This is a genomic window from Enterobacter sp. JMULE2 (assembly GCF_013337145.1).
Lineage (GTDB): Bacteria > Pseudomonadota > Gammaproteobacteria > Enterobacterales > Enterobacteriaceae > Enterobacter > Enterobacter mori.
Genome location: NZ_SGWD01000016.1, coordinates 100,501 through 119,777 on the forward strand (window position 1 = coordinate 100,501; position 19,277 = coordinate 119,777).

Here is a 19,277-nt window from a genome sequence, read left to right on the forward strand (position 1 = left end):
CGGTCAAATTGACACATCCAAAATACAGGACAGTGGTTATGTTCAGGCAGTTGAGAAAAACACTGGTTGCGACACTTATCGCCGCACTGACTGTCGGTCAGGCTGCGCCCGCCTTCGCTGATTCGGCTGACTCGTTGCCGGACATGGGTACCACAGCAGGAAGCACGCTCTCCATCGGTCAGGAGATGCAGATGGGTGATTACTACGTTCGCCAGCTGCGCGGTAGCGCGCCGCTGATCAATGACCCGCTGTTGGTGCAGTACATCAATGGTCTGGGCATGCGGCTGGTCGCGCACGCCGACTCGGTAAAAACCCCTTTCCACTTCTATTTAATTAATAACGACGAAATCAACGCCTTCGCCTTTTTTGGCGGCAACGTGGTGCTGCATTCGGCGTTATTCCGCTATTCCGATAACGAAAGCCAGCTGGCATCCGTCATGGCGCACGAAATTTCGCACGTCACCCAGCGTCATCTGGCGCGTGCGATGGAAGACCAGAAACGTAACGCCCCGCTGACCTGGGTTGGTGCGCTGGGCTCTATTCTGCTGGCGATGGCCAGCCCGCAGGCCGGGATGGCGGCACTGACCGGGACGCTGGCGGGCACCCGCCAGGGGATGATCAGCTTTACCCAGCAAAACGAACAGGAAGCGGACCGCATCGGGATTCAGGTGCTGCAGCGTTCAGGCTTTGACCCGCAGGCCATGCCGAGCTTCCTCGAAAAACTGCTCGATCAGGCGCGTTACTCCTCACGTCCACCGGAAATCCTGCTGACGCACCCGTTACCTGAAAGCCGACTGTCGGACGCCCGTAACCGAGCTAACCAGATGCGTCCGGTTGTCGTGCAGTCCTCACAAGATTTCTACATGGCAAAGGTGAGAACCCTGGGGATGTACAATTCCGGGCGTAACCAGCTCACCAGCGATCTGCTGGACGCGCTCTCCAAAGGCAACGTGCGGGAGAAAAACGCGGCTCAATATGGTCAGGCGCTGCAGGCGATGGAGGCCAGTAAATATGACGAGGCGCGTAAAGCGTTGCAGCCGCTGCTGGCCGCCGAGCCAAACAACCCGTGGTATCTCGACCTCTCAACCGATATCGATCTGGGGCAGAAAAAAGCCACCGACGCCATCAACCGCCTGAAAGGGGCAAAAGACGTTCGCACCAACCCGGTGTTGCAGCTTAACCTGGCGAACGCTTACTTACAGGGCGGTCAGCCTGCCGAAGCGGCGACCATTCTGAACCGCTACACCTTTAACAATAAAGACGATCAAAACGGTTGGGATCTGCTCGCGCAGGTTGAAGCCCAGCTCGGTAACCGCGATCAGGAGCTGGCGGCACGTGCCGAAGGCTTTGCGCTGGTCGGTCGTCTCGATCAAGCCATTTCTATGCTGAGCAGCGCCAGCTCGCAGGTCAAACTCGGCAGCCTGCAGCAGGCCCGCTACGATGCGCGCATCGATCAGCTGCGCGCTCTGCAGCAGCGCTTCAAGCCGTACGAAAAGATGTAATAAGGAAGAAAAAACATGACAGACGCGGTAAAAATCTACCATAACCCTCGCTGCTCCAAGAGCCGGGATACTCTCAGCCTGTTGAAATCTAACGGTGTTGAACCCGAGGTGGTGCTGTATCTCGAAACGCCGCCAGATGCACAAACCCTTCGTCAGCTACTGCGCATGCTGGAAATGGGCAGCGCCAGAGAGCTGATGCGCCAGAAAGAAGATCTGTATAAGTCGCTCAATCTGGACGACTCACGTTTGTCAGAGGACCAGCTGGTGCAGGCGATGGTTGAGAATCCAAAGCTGATTGAGCGCCCGATTGTGGTGGCGAACGGCAAGGCGCGCATTGGACGTCCGCCGGAAGACGTGCTCGAGATCCTCTAGCCCTTATGCCGCAGCGCTTCCAGAAAGGCCTGCGGCGTACTTTCCCCCAGTTTTTTCTGCGTTTTCCCCCGGTTGTAAAACTCGCACAGCGCGATCAGCACTTCTCCTGCGGGTTCATCATTCACGCGTGGAATAATATCGCGTAACGGCACCGCCACCTGAAGCGCATTGTGTTTATGTGGATGCGTTTTCACAGCCACGTTCTGCTCCGTTAGCGTCACCTCAAAGCCAAAAGTCTCAATAGATTGTATATCAGCCGGGCAGGCATCAAGCAGCGCCTGCGTCCAGGTGTTAAAGAGCTGAGGCGAGAGTCCCGCATAAAGCCGGGCATAGCACCAGCCGCTCACCGGTTCACGCGCCCAGAGCAGGTGTTGCTCCCCGCCATCGTCCATGTGAAGCGACAAAGGCAGATGATGCAGCGTCAGCGCGTGCGGCATAATGCCTGCCTTCAGCGCCTTTTTCCCCTGCAACGGAGCCCCTTTTTGTTTCGCAGAGGCCGGTTTGAGATAGCGATTCAATGTCGCCCGGGACACGGGGATCCCCAGCACACCGTTGACCATCTGCAGCAGTTCATCTAACGGCGCGCCCGAGACGTCACGCAGGGCATTCACCAGTGCAACCTGCTCTTGTCTCATCGCTTTGTGTATCACTTTCGGTGTCGTCTGGTTATCTGAAACCTGCTCGCGGTTACGCCAGCGCCTGACGGTCGTGACCGAGATACCCAGCTCAGTGGCCAGCTCTCTGTCACTTTTATCGGACTGCTGAAGATAGCGACGGATGCGCGGCGTGGTGGTGGCATTAGCGTGCAGTTTAATTTCCATCCCGATAATTCCATCAACTAATCATATGAGATTTATATAACACCAGCGAACGCTTTGTGACCGATTTCACCTTTCGCTCGCCGCGCTTCACTGATAATCCACAGACATAACATAAACAACGCCACTCAATCTTGTACGGAGTTCACAATGAACAATGTTCTGGGATTTCTTGAAGCAAAACTGATGCCGCTGGCGGCCAAAACGGCCCAGCAGCGTCATCTTGGGGCCATTCGCGGGGCCTACGTGTCATTCATGCCGTTTATTATCGTCGGATCTATTCTGCTGGTGATCTCCTCTTTCCCGAATCAAACCTATCAGCAGTTTATGTCTCAGGCCTTTGGTGAGAGCTGGAGCGCCATTATTGAAATCCCGTTCAACGCGGTGTTCTCCACCATGTCGCTGTTCATCAGCTTCCTGGTGGCGTTCCGCCTGGCGGAACACTACGGGGAAGACCGCATCTCCTGCGGCATTCTTTCGCTGGTCGCCTTTCTGATCCTCACGCCGTTTATTAAGGTGGCGGAAAACGGCGGTATTACCGTCATTCCGGTGGAGTGGATTGGCAGCAAAGGGCTGTTCGTGGCGATGATTGGTTCCCTGCTGTGGACGGAGCTGTTCTGCTGGCTGAAGCGCAAAAAACTGGTGATCAACATGCCGGACGGCGTACCTCCGGCGGTCCAGGAGTCGTTCGCCGCGCTGATCCCGGCTCTGCTGGTGATGATTCTGGTGCTGGGTATCCGCATCGTCTTTGAAAACACCCACTACAGCACCATCCACCAGTTTATTTACGACGTGGTTGCCACGCCGGTGCGCCACTATGGCACCTCATACTTTGGCGCGCTGATGACGGTATTCAGCATCACCATTCTGTGGTCCGTTGGCATTAACTCCGGCTCAATGATTAACGGCATTATTCGTCCACTGTGGATGGAGAACCAGACCGACAACATCGCGGCGATTCAGGCAGGCACAACGCCACCGCACATTATCACCGAACAGTTTTTTGACATGATCTGGATGGGCGGTGCGGGGGCCACGCTGTCGCTGGTGATTGCGATGCTGATTTTCGCCCGCAGTAAAAACATGCGCGAAGTGGCGCGCCTCGGCGCGGGCGCATCGGTGTTTAACATCAACGAACCGATTCTGTTTGGCCTGCCGGTGATCATGAACCCGATCATGCTTATCCCGTTCAACCTGGTGCCGCTGGTGCTGGTTACCGTTCAGTATGCGGCGATGAAAATGGGTGCCGTCGCTGTCACCACCGGGGTGTTTATTCCCTGGACGCTGCCGCCGGTGATCAGCGGCTTTATCGTCACCGGGCACCTGAGCGGCAGCGTCATGCAGCTTCTCAACCTGCTGATTGGCGCCATGCTGTACCTGCCTTTCATGCGTATCCTGGATAAACAGTACCGCGCGGCGGAAATGGCCAGCGTTACGCAAACCGACACCACCCTTGCAAAACAGGAGTAAAGCATGTGGGGAATTATCGCAACCTGGCGAATGGCGCTTGAAGGCGTCACGGAGTCTGCATCTGCGCTGGCTGCGGGCAAACCTGTCGCTCCGGCGGTGGTGGATGCCGTCGCCGCCGTCGAGGACTTTCCGTTTTATAAATCCGTCGGCTACGGCGGACTACCCACCGAAAACGGCGAGGTGGAGCTGGACGCCGCCTATATGGACGGCGACACGCTGGCCTTTGGCGCCGTGGGCAATCTGGTGGATATCGCCAACCCGGTGCGCGTGGCGCACGCGCTCAGCCGCCAGCGCTACAACAGCCTGCTGGTCGGCCAGGGCGCGCGGGAATGGGCGCTGAGCCAGGGCTTTGCCGATAAAACCATGCTCACTGACCGCGCCATGCAGCACTACCGCAAACGCTGCCGCGAAACGCTGGATAAAGGCTTAAGCCCTTACGACGGACATGACACCGTGGGCATTATCGGCCTTGATAAGCAGGGCTCGATGAGCGTCGCCACCTCCACAAGCGGCCTGTTTATGAAAAAGCGCGGCCGCATTGGTGATTCGCCCATTATTGGCTCCGGCTTTTACTGCGACAGCGAAACCGGCGCCGCCACCGCCACGGGCGTCGGTGAAGATCTGATGAAAGGCTGCACCAGCTACGAAATCGTCCGCAGGATGGCGCAGGGTATGACGCCACAGCAGGCGGCAGATTCCGTGGTGTTCGAACTGGAGGACAAGCTGATGTCGCGCTTCGGCCGCGTGGGCGATCTCTCCGTGGTATGCATGAATAACGGGGGCGAGTTCGGCGCGGCAACCAACATTAAAACCTTCTCGTTCGTGGTCGCAACGGCCCGCCAGCCTCTCACCGTTTATCGTACCGAGCGCCTGCAGGAAAAGACGCACTTTCACGCCGTGGATGAGGAGTGGATGCAGGCCTACGCCGCGCGGATCCGCGCGCCGATTGAGGAGTCATGATGATTACGTATCAGTTTATCACCGCGCTTTCTGACGCAAATCCGCAGAGCCACTTGATTGCCCGCGCGGGCAGTCACCTTCTGCCGCAAAATGCACTTGTCGCAGAAATGCGCGAGTCAGACGGCATCGCAGATACCCGCTTTGGCTGTGCCCCGTTTGCCCGAATCACCCTGCTACCGGATGCGCTCTGGCAGGACAGACTGACCGAAGGATTACTGACGGCGCTGCGCCCGCTGCTGGCCTCGCCCGTCAGCCCCGAGCTGATACTGGACGTGACTAATATCGACGATGTGGTGCTTGCGCAGGTACTGCGCTTTCTGTTTAACCAGGCGCACAGGCTGAGTGATTTGCAGTTGAAGAAAACCAGTGACAAGGTCCGTCTTGAACATATCACCGCGCTCTGCTTACCCGAACAGCAGGACCGACTGGCGGCTATTTTCCGCCGGCAGCAGGCCATCGCCCACGGCATGGTCGCGGCGCGACGTCTGGCCGATACGCCGTCGGATCGCTGCACGCCGCAGTTTGTGGTGGAAGTGGCGCAAAAACTGTGTGCCGCCTTCCCTGCCCTGCGGTGTGAAGCGCTGGATGAAAAGCAAATCGTTGAGCAAGGTCTGGGGCTGCTGCACGCCGTCGGCAAAGGGGCGACCTGTCCGCCTCGCCTGCTGGCGATTCATTATGACGGTGCCAGCGATTGCCCGGTGCGCTGCTATGTCGGCAAAGGCATTACCTTCGATACCGGCGGCCTGTGGCTGAAGGACGGCGCGGGCATGTACACCATGAAATACGACATGTGCGGCGCGGCCAACGTGCTGGGGCTGATGCTGGCCGTTGCCGAGCTGGCGCTGCCCGTACGCATCATGGGCGTGCTGGCGCTGGCGGAAAATGCCGTCGGGCCGGACGCCATGCAGCCCGGCACGGTGGCAATGGCCTGTAACGGCACCACGGTGGAAATCAACAACACCGATGCCGAAGGCCGACTGGTGCTGGCGGACGCCATCGCCTGGGCCAGCCAGCGCCATCCGCAGGCGCGCTATATTATTGATATGGCGACCTTAACCGGCGCAGTCGTCAAAGCGCTAGGCTATGAATTGAGCGGATTAATGACGCAGGATGAACCGCTGCGCGCGGCGCTGACGCTGGCGGGTAAGCAGAGCGGCGATGAAGTGTGGTCCCTGCCGCTGGACGCCCGGCTGAAAAAACAGACCGACAGCGCCATCGCCGACCTGTGCAACACGCCGACCAACAATGCGGCAATCAGCGCCTCGGCGGCGTGGCTGCTGCATCACTTCTGCCCGCCGACAATCCCGTGGGCGCATCTGGACATCAGCGGTACGGCGCTGTGGCGAGAAAACGGACGGAGCGTGGCGTCGGGAAGACCGATTCCACTGCTGATGGAGCATCTGATGGGAGATATCTAGCCCGGTGGCGGCTACGCCTTACCGGGCCTACAGGGTCTGGCAGAATTTCGTAGGCCCGGTAAGCGCAGCGCCACCGGGCGAACAACCTCAAAGCTTGAGAATATCTTTCACAAACGGAATGGTCAGCTTGCGCTGGGCGGTAATAGAGGCGCGATCGAGCTGATCGAGCGTGTCAAACAGCGTGCGCATTTCCCGATCAAGCCGTTTAAGCAGGAAGCGTCCCACGTCTTCCGGCAGCTCAAATCCTCGCTGCTTAGCACGCAGCTGAAGCGCCTGCAGCTTATCTTCATCCGACAGCGGCTGGAGCTTATAGATTTGCCCCCAGTCCAGACGAGAGGCCAGGTCCGGCAGCCCCAGATTCAGCTGACGCGGCGGACGATCGCCGGTGATCAGCAGCCGGGTTTTACCCGATTCCAGGATGCGGTTGTAGAGGTTAAAGATCGCCATTTCCCACGGCTCATCACCCGCCACGCATTCGATATTATCGATGCAGACCAGCGAGAGGTGTTCCATTCCCTCAAGCACCTCAGGCACGAACCAGGTACGTTTATCCAGCGGCACATAACCTACCGCATCACCGCGCGCTGAAAGCTCCGCGCAGGCAGCATGCAGCAGGTGGCTGCGCCCCGCGCCTTCGCGTGACCAGATATAGATGTATCCGCTGTGATCCTGGCGCAGCACGTTTTGCAGTGCAGCCAGTAAAGAGGGGTTATCACCCGGCCAGAAACTCGCGAAAGTTTCGTCGTCAGGGAGATAAAGTGGCAGAGAGAGCTGTGCCGGTCCGTTCAGAAGTACCTCAACCAGATCTTACATAAAATCGGAACGGAGTTTAACACGGAACCCGCGAGGAGAGAACCGGGCGATCCCTCGCCCGACTTTTCGATCAATGGGGTGCTTTTTCGCTGTCGTCCGCATCCAGAATTTCTTCTTCAGGACGCAGAACGGAAATCAGCTTAAAGATCAGGCTCAGGCCTACACCCACAATGGTCGCGAGCGCCATGCCCTTCAGCTCGGCCGCACCGATGTGCACCTTCGCGCCGCTCACGCCGATAATCAGGATAACGGAGGTCAGGATCAGGTTCTGCGCCTTGCTGTAATCCACTTTGGATTCAATCAGCACGCGAATACCGGAGGCACCGATCACGCCGTACAGCAGCAGAGAAACGCCGCCCATCACCGGCACAGGAATGATCTGAATCGCTGCCGCCAGCTTGCCGACGCAGGAGAGCAGGATGGCGATGATCGCCGCGCCGCCGATAACCCAGGTACTGTAGACGCGGGTAATCGCCATCACGCCAATGTTCTCACCGTAGGTGGTGTTTGGCGTGGAGCCGAAGAAACCGGAGATAATGGTGGAGAAACCGTTCGCAAACATGGAGCGGTGCAGGCCCGGATCGCGGATTAAATCGCGCTTAACGATGTTCGCCGTCACCACCAGGTGGCCGACGTGCTCCGCAATCACCACCAGCGCGGCTGGCAGAATGGTGAAGATAGCGAACCACTCAAAGCGCGGGGTGTAGAAGGTTGGCAGCGCGAACCAGTGCGCCTGAGCAATCGGGGTCGTATCCACTACGCCCATTGCGAAGGAGAGCGCATAGCCCGCGAGCACGCCGATCAGGATCGGGATAATCGCCATGAAACCGCGGAACAGCACGGAGCCAAAAACCGTCACGCCCAGCGTAACCAGCGAGATGATAATGGTTTTGGAATCCGGTGACTGGCCGTCAGCAGGCAGCAGACCGGCCATATTCGCCGCAACGCCCGCGAGCTCCAGGCCGATAACGGCAACGATTGCGCCCATCGCCGCTGGGGGGAACATCACGTCCAGCCAGCCGGTACCCGCTTTCTTCACTATGAAGGAGACCAGGCAGAAGAGCACGCCACACATGATAAAGCCGCCGAGCGCGACCTCATAACCCAACGGCAGCAACAATAGCACCGGCGAAATAAAGGCAAAGCTCGACCCGAGATACGCCGGGATTTTGCCTTTACAGATAAAGAGGTACAGCAGCGTCCCAACGCCGTTGAACAGCAGAACGGTAGCCGGGTTAATGTGGAACAGGATTGGCACCAGCACGGTTGCGCCAAACATGGCAAACAGGTGCTGCAAACTAAGCGGGATAGTCTGTAAAAGCGGCGGTCTTTCACTCACCCCGATAGCACGGCGCGTCATAGTGTTTTCCTCTGTGTAGTATTGTTGGTGTTTTATTCAAAAAAAAGCCGACTATCAAAGTCGGCTTATTTATCGTTATTCGATTATTTCGTACCAAAGATCTTATCGCCGGCATCGCCGAGGCCCGGGATGATGTACCCGTGCTCGTTCAGCCCCAGGTCGACAGAGGCGGTATACAGCTCAACGTCCGGGTGCGCTTTCTCCAGCGCCGCGATCCCTTCCGGCGCCGCGACCAGCACCAGCACCTTAATGCTGTTACAGCCCGCATTTTTCAGCAGGTCGATGGTGGCAATCATAGAACCGCCGGTTGCCAGCATTGGGTCAACCACCAGCGCCATACGCTCGTCGATGTTAGACACCAGCTTCTGGAAGTAAGGAACCGGCTCAAGGGTTTCTTCGTTACGGTAGATCCCCACCACGCTGATACGCGCGCTTGGCACGTGCTCCAGCACGCCTTCCATCATGCCGAGACCGGCACGCAGGATTGGCACCACGGTAATTTTCTTACCTTTGATCTGCTCAACCTGTACCGGGCCGTTCCAGCCTTCGATGGTCACTTTTTCCGTTTCCAGATCGGAGGTCGCTTCGTAGGTCAGCAGGCTGCCCACTTCAGAAGCCAGTTCGCGAAAACGCTTCGTGCTGATGTCATGCTCACGCATCAGGCCCAACTTGTGTTTAACGAGTGGGTGTTTCACTTCCACAATCTTCATTCTCTTTCTCCTCTGAGGCGGCATCCGCAAAAAAATCGCGGGATTATACCGCTTTTTTCGGATTGCGCCATACCCATCTTGCTTGATGTACATCAATCAAAAACAAAAAAACCGGAGGCTGGGCTCCGGCTTGGGTGCGGGGTTCTGCCGGGTGGCGCTAACGCTTACCCGGCCTACACGTCCCGTAGGCCCGGTAAGCGCAGCGCCACCGGGCAATTATAGCTGCTCGCCGTTGCTCGCAATCACCTGCTTATACCAGTCGAACGACTTTTTCTTACTGCGGTTCAGCGTGCCGTTCCCTTCGTTATCTTTATCGACAAAGATAAAGCCGTAGCGTTTTTTCATTTCGCCCGTTCCGGCAGACACCAGGTCAATGCAGCCCCACGGGGTGTAGCCCATCAGATCCACGCCGTCTTCCACCACCGCTTTTTTCATCTCGCTGATATGCGCGGCGAGGTAATCAATACGGTACTGATCGTTTACGGTGCCGTCGCTCTCCTGCACGTCGATCGCGCCAAAACCGTTTTCAACGATAAACAGCGGCAGCTGATAGTGATCCCAGAACCAGTTCAGGGAGTAGCGCAGCCCCACCGGGTCAATCTGCCAGCCCCAGTCGGATTTCTGCACGTACGGGTTAGAGACCAGGCTTTTGCTCTCGTCGTAGTCCAGCTGCGGGTTGTCCGCCGTCGCCTTGGTGGCGAAGGACATGTAGTAGCTGAACCCGATGTAGTCCACGCAGCCCTGCGTCAGCGCCGCTTTATCTTCTTCGGTGATATCCAACGCGAAGCCGCGACGCTCGAAGTAGTTGAGCAGATGCTGCGGGTACCTGCCGCGCACGTGCACGTCGGTAAACCAGTAGCGGCGGTGCATGGCGTTCATCGCCATCATCATATCGTCCGGCGCGCAGGTCAGCGGATAGATTGGACACATGGCAATCATGCAGCCGATCTGCAGCGACGGGTTAATCTCGCGTCCCGCCTTCACCGCCAGGGCGCTGGCCACCAGCTCATAGTGCGCGGCCTGGAACATCACCGGCTCGCGGTCTTCACCCGGCGCGTACTTCAGCCCGGAGTTGGTAAACGGCGCAAAGTCTTCGTGGAAGTTGGCCTGGTTGTTGATCTCGTTAAAGGTCATCCAGTACTTCACCTTATGCTGGTAGCGCTGGAAAACCACTTTTGCAAAACGAACGAAGAAATCGATCAGCTTACGGTTGCGCCAGCCGCCGTATTCGGTGACCAGGTGGAAAGGCATCTCGAAGTGAGAAAGCGTGATCACCGGTTCGATGCCATACTTCAGGCACTCGTCGAACAAATCGTCATAGAATTTCAGGCCAGCCTCGTTAGGCTCAAGCTCGTCCCCTTTCGGGAAGATCCGCGTCCAGGCGATAGAGGTGCGGAAGCACTTGAACCCCATCTCGGCAAAGAGTTTGATGTCTTCTTTATAGCGATGGTAGAAATCGATGGCTTCATGGTTAGGGTAATTTTTACCGTCCAGCACGCCGTTGGTAATTTCACGCGGCACGCCGTGCGCGCCTGCGGTCATCACATCGGCCACGCTCACGCCCTTGCCGCCCTCTTTCCAGCCGCCTTCGAGCTGGTGCGCCGCTACGGCCCCACCCCACAGAAAACCTGCTTTAAATCCTGACATTTGCTTTCCCTCATTCTGCGTTATTTTCTGCAAAAACAATTACAGAAACCGGTTTCAGTTCGATGATGTGCAAAGGGAATACCCGTTGCAAGCAGTTCTCAGAAACCGGTTTCATTTTCGTGAACAGAGTCAAGTTTGGCTGCATCCACGGGACAGACAGAAAAAAAGATCCCCACGTCCAGAATAGGCTCGCAAACGTTTGCCTGGACTGTTAGAATTGCGCCGATTTTTCTTACTAGCTATGCAATCGCGTGGGGATTTAAGCCGTGACCAACAAAACTTCTCTCAGCTACAAAGATGCCGGTGTTGATATTGACGCAGGTAATGCGCTGGTTGACCGAATCAAAGGTGTGGTGAAGAAAACCCGCCGCCCGGAAGTGATGGGTGGCCTGGGTGGCTTCGGCGCACTGTGCGCGCTGCCGCAAAAATATCGTGAACCTGTTCTGGTCTCGGGTACTGACGGCGTAGGCACCAAACTGCGCCTGGCGATGGATTTAAAACGTCACGACACGATCGGTATCGATCTGGTCGCGATGTGCGTGAACGATCTGGTGGTACAGGGCGCAGAGCCGCTGTTCTTCCTCGATTACTACGCGACCGGCAAACTGGATGTGGACACCGCAGCCAGCGTGATTAGCGGTATCGCCGAAGGCTGCCTGCAGTCCGGCTGTGCGCTGGTCGGCGGCGAAACCGCGGAAATGCCGGGCATGTACCACGGTGAAGATTATGACGTCGCAGGCTTCTGCGTCGGCGTAGTAGAAAAATCAGAAATTATCGACGGCAGCAAAGTGGCCGACGGCGATGTGCTGATCGCGCTGGCCTCCAGCGGTCCGCACTCAAACGGTTATTCCCTGGTACGTAAAATCCTCGAAGTGAGCGGCTGCGACCCGCTGACCACCGAGCTGGACGGTAAACCACTGGCTGACCACCTGCTGGCACCGACCCGCATCTATGTGAAAAACGTGCTGGAACTGATCGAGAGCATCGACGTTCACGCCATTGCTCACCTGACCGGCGGCGGCTTCTGGGAAAACATCCCGCGCGTTCTGCCGGAAAACACCCAGGCGGTGATCGACGAATCCTCATGGCAGTGGCCGGCCGTCTTCAACTGGCTGCAGACCGCAGGCAACGTGAGCTCTCACGAAATGTACCGCACCTTTAACTGCGGCGTGGGTATGGTTATCGCCCTGCCGGCAAGCGAAGCGGATAAAGCCGTTAAGCTGCTGACTGAAAAAGGTGAAAACGCGTGGAAAATCGGTACGATTAAAGCTTCCGATTCCGAACAGCGTGTGGTCATTGAATGAAAAACATCGTGGTGCTCATTTCCGGCAACGGAAGCAATTTGCAGGCAATCATAGACGCCTGCAAACAGAAGAAAATCAATGGCACCATTCGGGCAGTCTTCAGCAACAAGGCCGACGCGTTCGGCCTTGAGCGCGCGCGGGAAGCGAACATTCCTGCGCACGCGCTGGAAGCCAGCCAGTTCGCCGGGCGTGAAGCCTTTGACCGCGAGCTGGTGCAGGAGATCGATGCCTACGCGCCGGACGTGGTGGTGCTGGCGGGTTACATGCGTATCCTGAGCCCGGCATTTGTCGAACACTTCGCCGGACGTCTGCTGAATATTCACCCTTCTCTTCTGCCGAAATATCCCGGCCTGCACACCCATCGTCAGGTGCTGGAAAACGGTGACGAAGAGCACGGCACCTCTGTCCATTTCGTGACCGACGAACTGGACGGCGGCCCGGTGATCCTGCAGGCAAAAGTGCCGGTCTTTGACGGCGACAACGAAGACGACGTGACCGAACGCGTACAGACCCAGGAACACGCCATTTACCCGCTGGTGGTAAGCTGGTTTGTTGAGGGGCGTCTGGAGATGCGCAACGGCGCAGCCTGGCTGGACGGCGTGAAGTTACCCCCGCAGGGTTATGCGGCCGAAGAGTAGTTTGTTATGTCGGGTGGCGCTGCTACGCTTACCCGACCTGTACATTGCATTACCCGATATTCCCTTCTCCAACCCTCTAAATTCCCCAACAAAAAAAATAACTGTCATACTTTTCTGGCACTGTTGGACATATCGTGGAAATGCTCGCCATAATAAGGACGAGACGGATTTACCACGTCCTGTGATTGAACTGGAGTGTGAGCTGTAATGGGTCAGGAAAAGTTATATATCGAGAAAGAGCTAAGCTGGTTAGCATTCAACGAGCGTGTACTCCAGGAAGCGGCAGACAAAAGTAACCCGCTGATCGAGCGTATGCGTTTTTTGGGCATTTATTCCAACAACCTGGATGAGTTCTACAAGGTTCGCTTTGCCGAACTGAAGCGGCGGATCATCATCAGCGAAGAGCAGGGGCTAAATTCGCACTCGCGCCATCTGCTTGGAAAAATCCAGTCTCGCGTCATGAAAGCCGATCAGGAATTTGATGGCCTCTACAACGAGCTGCTGCTGGAAATGGCGCGCAACCAAATCTTTCTGATTAACGAACGCCAGCTCTCCGCCAACCAACAGACCTGGCTGCGCCACTACTTTAAACACTATCTGCGCCAGCACATCACCCCTATTCTGATTAACCGCGAAACCGATCTGGTCCAGTTCCTGAAGGACGATTATACCTATCTGGCGGTCGAAATTATTCGCGGTGAGAATATCAGCTACGCGCTGCTGGAGATCCCGTCCGATAAGGTCCCGCGCTTTGTGAACCTGCCGCCGGAAACCCCGCGCCGTCGCAAGCCGATGATCCTGCTGGATAACATCCTGCGCTACTGCCTGGACGATATCTTCAAAGGCTTCTTCGATTACGATGCGTTAAATGCCTATTCGATGAAGATGACCCGCGACGCCGAATATGACCTGGTGCACGAAATGGAAGCCAGCCTGATGGAGCTGATGTCCTCGAGCCTCAAGCAACGTCTGACGGCCGAGCCGGTCCGCTTCGTCTATCAGCGCGATATGCCGGACGCGATGGTCGAAATGCTGCGCGAGAAGCTGACCATCTCCCGCTACGACTCGATCATTCCCGGCGGGCGCTACCACAACTTTAAAGACTTTATTGGCTTCCCGAACGTCGGCAAAGCCAATCTGGTGAACAAACCACTGCCGCGCCTGCGCCACCTTTGGTTCGATAAATTCCGTAACGGATTCGACGCCATCCGCGAGCGCGATGTCCTGCTTTACTATCCGTACCACACCTTTGAACACGTGCTGGAACTGCTGCGTCAGGCGTCGTTCGACCCGAACGTGCTGGCGATCAAAATCAACATTTACCGCGTAGCAAAAGATTCCCGCATCATCGACGCGATGATCCACGCGGCGCACAACGGCAAGAAAGTGACGGTCGTGGTCGAGCTGCAGGCACGATTTGACGAAGAAGCGAACATCCACTGGGCGCGTCGTCTGACGGAAGCGGGCGTGCACGTTATCTTCTCCGCGCCGGGGCTGAAAATTCACGCCAAGCTGTTCCTGATCTCCCGTAAAGAAGGTGACGACGTGGTGCGTTACGCCCACATCGGTACCGGGAACTTTAACGAGAAAACCGCGCGTATTTACACCGACTACTCGCTCTTAACCGCCGACGCGCGCATCACCAACGAAGTGCGTCGGGTATTCAACTTTATCGAGAACCCGTACCGCCCGGTCAACTTCGACTATCTGCTGGTGTCACCGCAGAACTCGCGCCGCCTGCTGTACGATATGATCGACAAAGAGATCGCCAACGCGCAGAACGGCTTGTCGTCGGGCATCACGCTGAAGCTCAACAACCTCGTTGATAAAGGACTGGTGGACAGGCTGTATGCGGCATCCAGCTCCGGCGTTCCGGTTAATCTGTTGATTCGCGGTATGTGTTCGTTGATCCCGGAACTGGAAGGCATCAGCGACAATATTCGCGTGATCAGCATCGTTGACCGCTATCTGGAACATGACCGGATCTACATTTTCGATAATGCAGGCGACAAGCGGGTTTATCTTTCTTCTGCAGACTGGATGACGCGCAATATTGATTACAGAATTGAAGTCGCGGCTCCGCTGCTGGACCCGCGCCTGAAACAGCAGATCCTCGATATTATCGAGATTTTGTTTAGCGATACGGTGAAAGCACGTTATATCGACAAAGAACTCAGTAATCGCTACGTACCGCGCGGCAATCGCCGAAAAGTGCGGTCGCAGCTGGCGATTTACGATTACATCAAATCACTCGAGCAACCCGATTAACCTATGCCGATAAATGATAATACGCCACGACCGCAGGAGTTTGCCGCGGTCGATCTTGGTTCAAACAGTTTCCACATGGTCATCGCCCGTGAGGTAGATGGTGCGTTACAGATCATCGGTCGTCTGAAGCAGCGCGTGCATCTGGCCGATGGCCTGGACGCGCGCAGCATGCTCAGCGAAGAGGCGATGGAGCGCGGCTTAAACTGCCTGTCGCTGTTTGCGGAACGCCTGCAGGGTTTTTCACCCTCCAGCGTTTGCATCGTGGGAACGCATACGCTGCGTCAGGCGCTGAATGCGCCGGAGTTTCTCAAGCGCGCAGAGAAGGTTATCCCCTACCCGATTGAGATTATTTCCGGTAACGAAGAAGCGCGTCTGATTTTTATGGGCGTGGAGCATACGCAGCCGGAGAAAGGCCGCAAGCTGGTGATCGACATCGGCGGCGGCTCAACGGAGCTGGTGATTGGTGAAGACTTCGAGCCGCGTCTGGTGGAAAGCCGCCGCATGGGCTGCGTCAGCTTCGCGCAGATGTATTTCCCGGGCGGCACCATAACCCGCGAAAACTTCCAGCGCGCGCGCATGGCAGCCATCCAGAAGCTGGAAAACCTGGCGTGGCAGTATCGCATTCAGGGCTGGAACGTGGCGCTGGGTGCATCCGGCTCGATTAAAGCCGCCCATGAAGTGCTGCTGGCAATGGGTGAAAAAGACGGAATTATTACCCCTGAGCGTCTGGTTCTGCTCACCGAAGAAGTGCTGAAGCATAAAAGCTTCGATGCCCTGAGCCTGCCGGGCCTGTCCGATGAGCGGAAATCGGTCTTCGTACCGGGGCTGGCGATCCTGTGCGGCGTGTTTGATGCGCTGGCGATTAAGGAGCTGCGTCTTTCTGACGGCGCGCTGCGTGAAGGCGTGCTGTACGAGATGGAGGGCCGCTTCCGCCATCAGGACATTCGCAGCCGCACCGCGCAGAGCCTGGCGAACCAGTACAACATCGACCGCGAACAGGCGAAGCGCGTACTGGAAACCACGGAGCAGATTTACGATCAGTGGCAGGAGCAGAATCCGAAGCTGGCACATCCGCAGCTTGCCGCCCTGCTGAAATGGGCCGCGATGCTGCACGAAGTGGGGCTGAACATCAATCACAGCGGGATGCATCGCCATTCGGCCTATATTCTGCAAAACAGCGATCTGCCGGGTTTCAACCAGGAGCAGCAGACCATGATGGCCACCCTGGTGCGCTACCACCGTAAAGCCATCAAGCTCGACGATCTGCCACGCTTCACGCTGTTCAAGAAAAAGCAGTTCCTGCCGCTTATTCAGCTGCTGCGTCTGGGCGTGCTGCTCAATAACCAGCGTCAGGCGACGACGACGCCCCCAACGTTAAAACTGAAAACAGACGACCACCACTGGACGCTGAGCTTCCCGCACGACTGGTTTAGCCAGAACGCGCTGGTACTGCTGGATCTGGAAAAAGAGCAGCAATACTGGGAAGCGGTCACCGGCTGGCTGCTCAAAATTGAAGAAGAGAGCGCCGACGTCGCGGCGTAATGTCTCAGGCGTCTGCCTGAGACGCCTCTTCTTCAGGCAAGGATTCAAGTGCAACCGGCTTGCCGATCAGATAGCCCTGTACATAATCGATACCTAGCGCGTGCACCGCGCTACGTATCTCTTCAGTTTCCACATACTCCGCCACCACCAGCATGTTCTTCATTCGCGCCAGATGGCAAATCGACGCCACTATCTGATAATCCAGACTGTTGTTGACGATGTTGCGAATGAAGCTGCCGTCGATTTTGAGAATGTCGGCGTCCACGCTTTTCAGCCGCGCATAGCTCGCGTAGCCGGTTCCAAAATCATCAATTGCAATGCGCACCCCCATTTTTTGCAGCTGTCTGAGGGTCTGTTCCGCCTGCTGCGCGCTGCCGAAAGTGCTGCACTCTGTCACTTCAACGATCAGTTGCCACGCCTCCACGGCGTATTGTGTCAGCAGGCGGCTCACCTCGAGCGGAAACTGCGCCCTGCACACGGTTGGAGGGGCCAGATTAATGGCAAAGCGTTGACCGGGCAGCCTGTCACGATGCTCTGCCAGGAAGCGTAGCGTATGTTCCAGTACCCACAGGTCGACGCGTGATGACAGCCCAAACTCCTGCGCGACGGGCAGGAACCGATCGGGAGAAATTAATTCCCCGTTCTCGTCTGGCATCCTGAGCAGCACTTCATGATAGCAATCGCCGCGCAGGCCGCGAACGGGCTGAACCATCAGAGTGAACGCGTTTTTATCGAGCGCACTTTGCAGGCGGCTCATCATCGCGACTTTATCTTTCAGGCTGCGCTGTAAATGTACGGCACCACGCTGCTGGAGATTCTCAGGGTGGTTGGTCGAGAGCGACAGATCGGCAACAACGCCCAATTCCCCCAGAACCAGATAAAGATGGTTAACCGGAGAGCGGACATAGCAGTAGCTGACGCCCACCTGAGGCTGCAAGGGCATACCGTCCCAGAGAAAGCGGAACTGCTTGATATGTTCATCCAGAGTATCAATACGCTGCTGATGCGACTCGGCGTTGAGCCTCACCGCCAGGTCGCAACCGGTCAGATGATAGACCCGCTCATTGTGCTGAAGCGTGCCATTAATCCAGTGCGCCAGCTGCTGCTTGTACTGAATGCGCAGCAGCACACCGTAGTTGCGCCCCAGCACTTCCAGTTCCGGGATGCGCAGTAAGCACAGCGCCGACCAGGGGTTTTTAGCAAGCTCGCGCGACAACGCGCGCAGGTTGGGCATGTGCACCACCGGGTCGAGCAGCGCCAGCCTGCGGGATCGCGTATTCACGGCACGCTGGCGTGTCGCCAGCATCGACATATAAATCACCACAAACGAAAAGACCAGATAGCTGGATGAGGTGATGGCCAGCTGAATGTCATAGGCCTGGTGCAGCGGAATGTAGCGGTAGAAAAAGTGAATCGACACCAGCAGCACCGGCGTCCAGATTATCGACATCAGCTTATAGCCAAAGCGCATTGCTCCCCAGAGCATCACCGGCATCAGTAGCGATAAGGTGTAGTTGGTGCTGAAAATTGAGCTGTTTTCATTCATCGGCTGCAGCAGCAGCGAAAGCAGCCCAGCCAGTGCTATAGCCCAAATCACCAGCTCAACGGCCGTCACTTTTTTGTCTATCTGGGCGCGTATTTGGGACATAAGCCCGTGAATGTAGCGAGGATGGCGTATCAGGCGAATGAGCAGATAGCTCAGCGGAACGCCGGTCAGTCCGCTGACCAGCAGCGCCTGATAGTTAATGAGCGTTCGTATGTTAAGGGGGTTTAATCCCGCAAGACTCTGACGGCTCTCATAGATGCCAAGGTAAACCGCAAACTGAAACAGCAGCAAAAACAGTGTTGCCGGGCAGAAAGCCTGCCAGAAAATGCGCTGCGCCATCAGCCGTATATCCCCATAGGCCGTCATATTGCGTCGTGGGGCAAACACGCGGTAACCGCCCCAGCTGAGCACTAAAGGGATGATAAAATGGAAAATCCCTGCGACCGTTTCAAACATCCCAACAGACGCGTAGTAACGGAAAAACAGCGCTAACACGATCCCGGGAAGGGCTTCCAGACCAAAAAACATCATCAGTGAAAGCAGGAAAAAGAGAGGTAAATAGTAGAGCGTCACAATACCGTCGCCCAGTTGCGCGAAGGTATTTACCACACTAAGAACAGGCAACAGCGCGATGGGTAATATAAACGGCAGAGCCCACCAGCGATCTTTATTTTTTTCAGGATAGAGAGAATGTTCATAGATGCCCGTTTAAAACCCTTTCGTTCCAGAGGGTATAAGAAGACAGGCATCCAACCTGACATACTCGTCGTCCGGCAATGTACGGAACGGACGCAGTGGAGGAAGGATTTTAATTATCGGCGCAGGGAAACCGTTGACATAAATCAAACTAATTTATTCAAATAAACCTTTCTTATGATTTTTTAGGCTCTTTTTCCTGAACTTATCAAT

At 56.5% G+C, this 19,277-nt stretch carries 14 protein-coding genes and 1 pseudogene; 9 read left to right on the forward strand and 6 right to left on the reverse strand.

What is annotated here, in order from left to right:
- The first annotated feature begins 38 nt into the window (after positions 1 to 38).
- Both bepA and arsC read left to right on the forward strand, forming a co-directional pair.
- Positions 39 to 1,502 (forward strand): beta-barrel assembly-enhancing protease, encoded by a 1,464-nt coding sequence (gene bepA, locus EXW94_RS20540; RefSeq protein WP_010433840.1) that lies wholly within the window; start codon positions 39 to 41, stop codon positions 1,500 to 1,502.
- Between the two features lie 15 nt (positions 1,503 to 1,517).
- Positions 1,518 to 1,874 carry an arsenate reductase (glutaredoxin) gene (gene arsC, locus EXW94_RS20545; protein WP_108416695.1) on the forward strand — a complete coding sequence of 119 codons (357 nt, stop codon included), beginning with the start codon at positions 1,518 to 1,520 and terminating at the stop codon, positions 1,872 to 1,874.
- On the opposite strand, the gene EXW94_RS20550 is transcribed toward arsC, so the two are convergent.
- Positions 1,871 to 2,695: a helix-turn-helix domain-containing protein gene (locus EXW94_RS20550; protein WP_174340886.1), complete on the reverse strand. Its 825-nt coding sequence runs from the start codon at positions 2,693 to 2,695 to the stop codon at positions 1,871 to 1,873. The two genes, arsC and EXW94_RS20550, sit on opposite strands and share 4 nt — an antisense overlap.
- 147 nt (positions 2,696 to 2,842) lie before the next feature.
- On the opposite strand from EXW94_RS20550, the gene celB reads away from it, so the two are divergent.
- Genes celB through EXW94_RS20565 form a run of 3 tightly spaced genes read left to right on the forward strand, consistent with a single transcriptional unit; the run spans position 2,843 to position 6,540 of the window.
- Positions 2,843 to 4,162, forward strand: a complete 1,320-nt coding sequence (gene celB / locus EXW94_RS20555) for a PTS cellobiose transporter subunit IIC (RefSeq protein WP_010433846.1) — start codon at positions 2,843 to 2,845, stop codon at positions 4,160 to 4,162.
- 3 nt (positions 4,163 to 4,165) lie between these two features.
- Positions 4,166 to 5,122 (forward strand): N(4)-(beta-N-acetylglucosaminyl)-L-asparaginase, encoded by a 957-nt coding sequence (locus tag EXW94_RS20560; protein ID WP_120157738.1) that lies wholly within the window; start codon positions 4,166 to 4,168, stop codon positions 5,120 to 5,122.
- The gene (locus tag EXW94_RS20565) at positions 5,122 to 6,540 is read left to right on the forward strand and encodes a M17 family metallopeptidase (RefSeq protein ID WP_174341021.1); all 1,419 of its coding nucleotides are present in this window, start codon (positions 5,122 to 5,124) and stop codon (positions 6,538 to 6,540) included. The genes EXW94_RS20560 and EXW94_RS20565 overlap by 1 nt, the downstream gene beginning before the upstream one ends.
- An 87-nt stretch (positions 6,541 to 6,627) precedes the next feature.
- Here the strand turns inward: EXW94_RS20565 and EXW94_RS20570 are convergent, their stop codons facing one another.
- The 4 genes from EXW94_RS20570 to EXW94_RS20585 all read right to left on the reverse strand — a co-directional run bounded on the left by EXW94_RS20570 (position 6,628) and on the right by EXW94_RS20585 (position 11,070).
- Positions 6,628 to 7,329 carry a DnaA inactivator Hda gene (locus tag EXW94_RS20570; protein WP_211438414.1) on the reverse strand — a complete coding sequence of 234 codons (702 nt, stop codon included), beginning with the start codon at positions 7,327 to 7,329 and terminating at the stop codon, positions 6,628 to 6,630.
- Between the two features lie 94 nt (positions 7,330 to 7,423).
- On the reverse strand, positions 7,424 to 8,713 hold the full coding sequence (uraA, locus tag EXW94_RS20575; RefSeq protein WP_089597849.1) for a uracil permease: 1,290 nt from the start codon (positions 8,711 to 8,713) through the stop codon (positions 7,424 to 7,426).
- Positions 8,714 to 8,796: 83 nt separating this feature from the next.
- A complete protein-coding gene (gene upp / locus EXW94_RS20580) occupies positions 8,797 to 9,423 on the reverse strand; it encodes a uracil phosphoribosyltransferase (RefSeq protein ID WP_174340887.1) in 627 nt (208 codons plus the stop codon).
- Positions 9,424 to 9,639: 216 nt separating this feature from the next.
- Positions 9,640 to 11,070 carry a 6-phospho-beta-glucosidase gene (locus EXW94_RS20585; protein ID WP_108416700.1) on the reverse strand — a complete coding sequence of 477 codons (1,431 nt, stop codon included), beginning with the start codon at positions 11,068 to 11,070 and terminating at the stop codon, positions 9,640 to 9,642.
- 266 nt (positions 11,071 to 11,336) lie between these two features.
- On the opposite strand from EXW94_RS20585, the gene purM reads away from it, so the two are divergent.
- From purM to ppx, 4 genes are all read left to right on the forward strand, one after another.
- Positions 11,337 to 12,374, forward strand: coding sequence for a phosphoribosylformylglycinamidine cyclo-ligase (purM, locus tag EXW94_RS20590; RefSeq protein ID WP_174340888.1), 1,038 nt, complete (start codon positions 11,337 to 11,339; stop codon positions 12,372 to 12,374).
- Positions 12,371 to 13,012: a phosphoribosylglycinamide formyltransferase gene (gene purN, locus EXW94_RS20595; RefSeq protein ID WP_120157733.1), complete on the forward strand. Its 642-nt coding sequence runs from the start codon at positions 12,371 to 12,373 to the stop codon at positions 13,010 to 13,012. The genes purM and purN overlap by 4 nt, the downstream gene beginning before the upstream one ends.
- A 207-nt stretch (positions 13,013 to 13,219) precedes the next feature.
- A complete protein-coding gene (gene ppk1 / locus EXW94_RS20600) occupies positions 13,220 to 15,280 on the forward strand; it encodes a polyphosphate kinase 1 (RefSeq protein ID WP_010433862.1) in 2,061 nt (686 codons plus the stop codon).
- Positions 15,281 to 15,283: 3 nt separating this feature from the next.
- Positions 15,284 to 16,822, forward strand: coding sequence for an exopolyphosphatase (ppx, locus tag EXW94_RS20605; RefSeq protein WP_089597845.1), 1,539 nt, complete (start codon positions 15,284 to 15,286; stop codon positions 16,820 to 16,822).
- A gap of 4 nt (positions 16,823 to 16,826) precedes the next feature.
- On the opposite strand, the pseudogene EXW94_RS20610 reads toward ppx, so the two are convergent.
- Positions 16,827 to 19,066 (reverse strand): annotated as a pseudogene (locus EXW94_RS20610) (EAL domain-containing protein).
- Between the last annotated feature and the right edge of the window lie 211 nt (positions 19,067 to 19,277).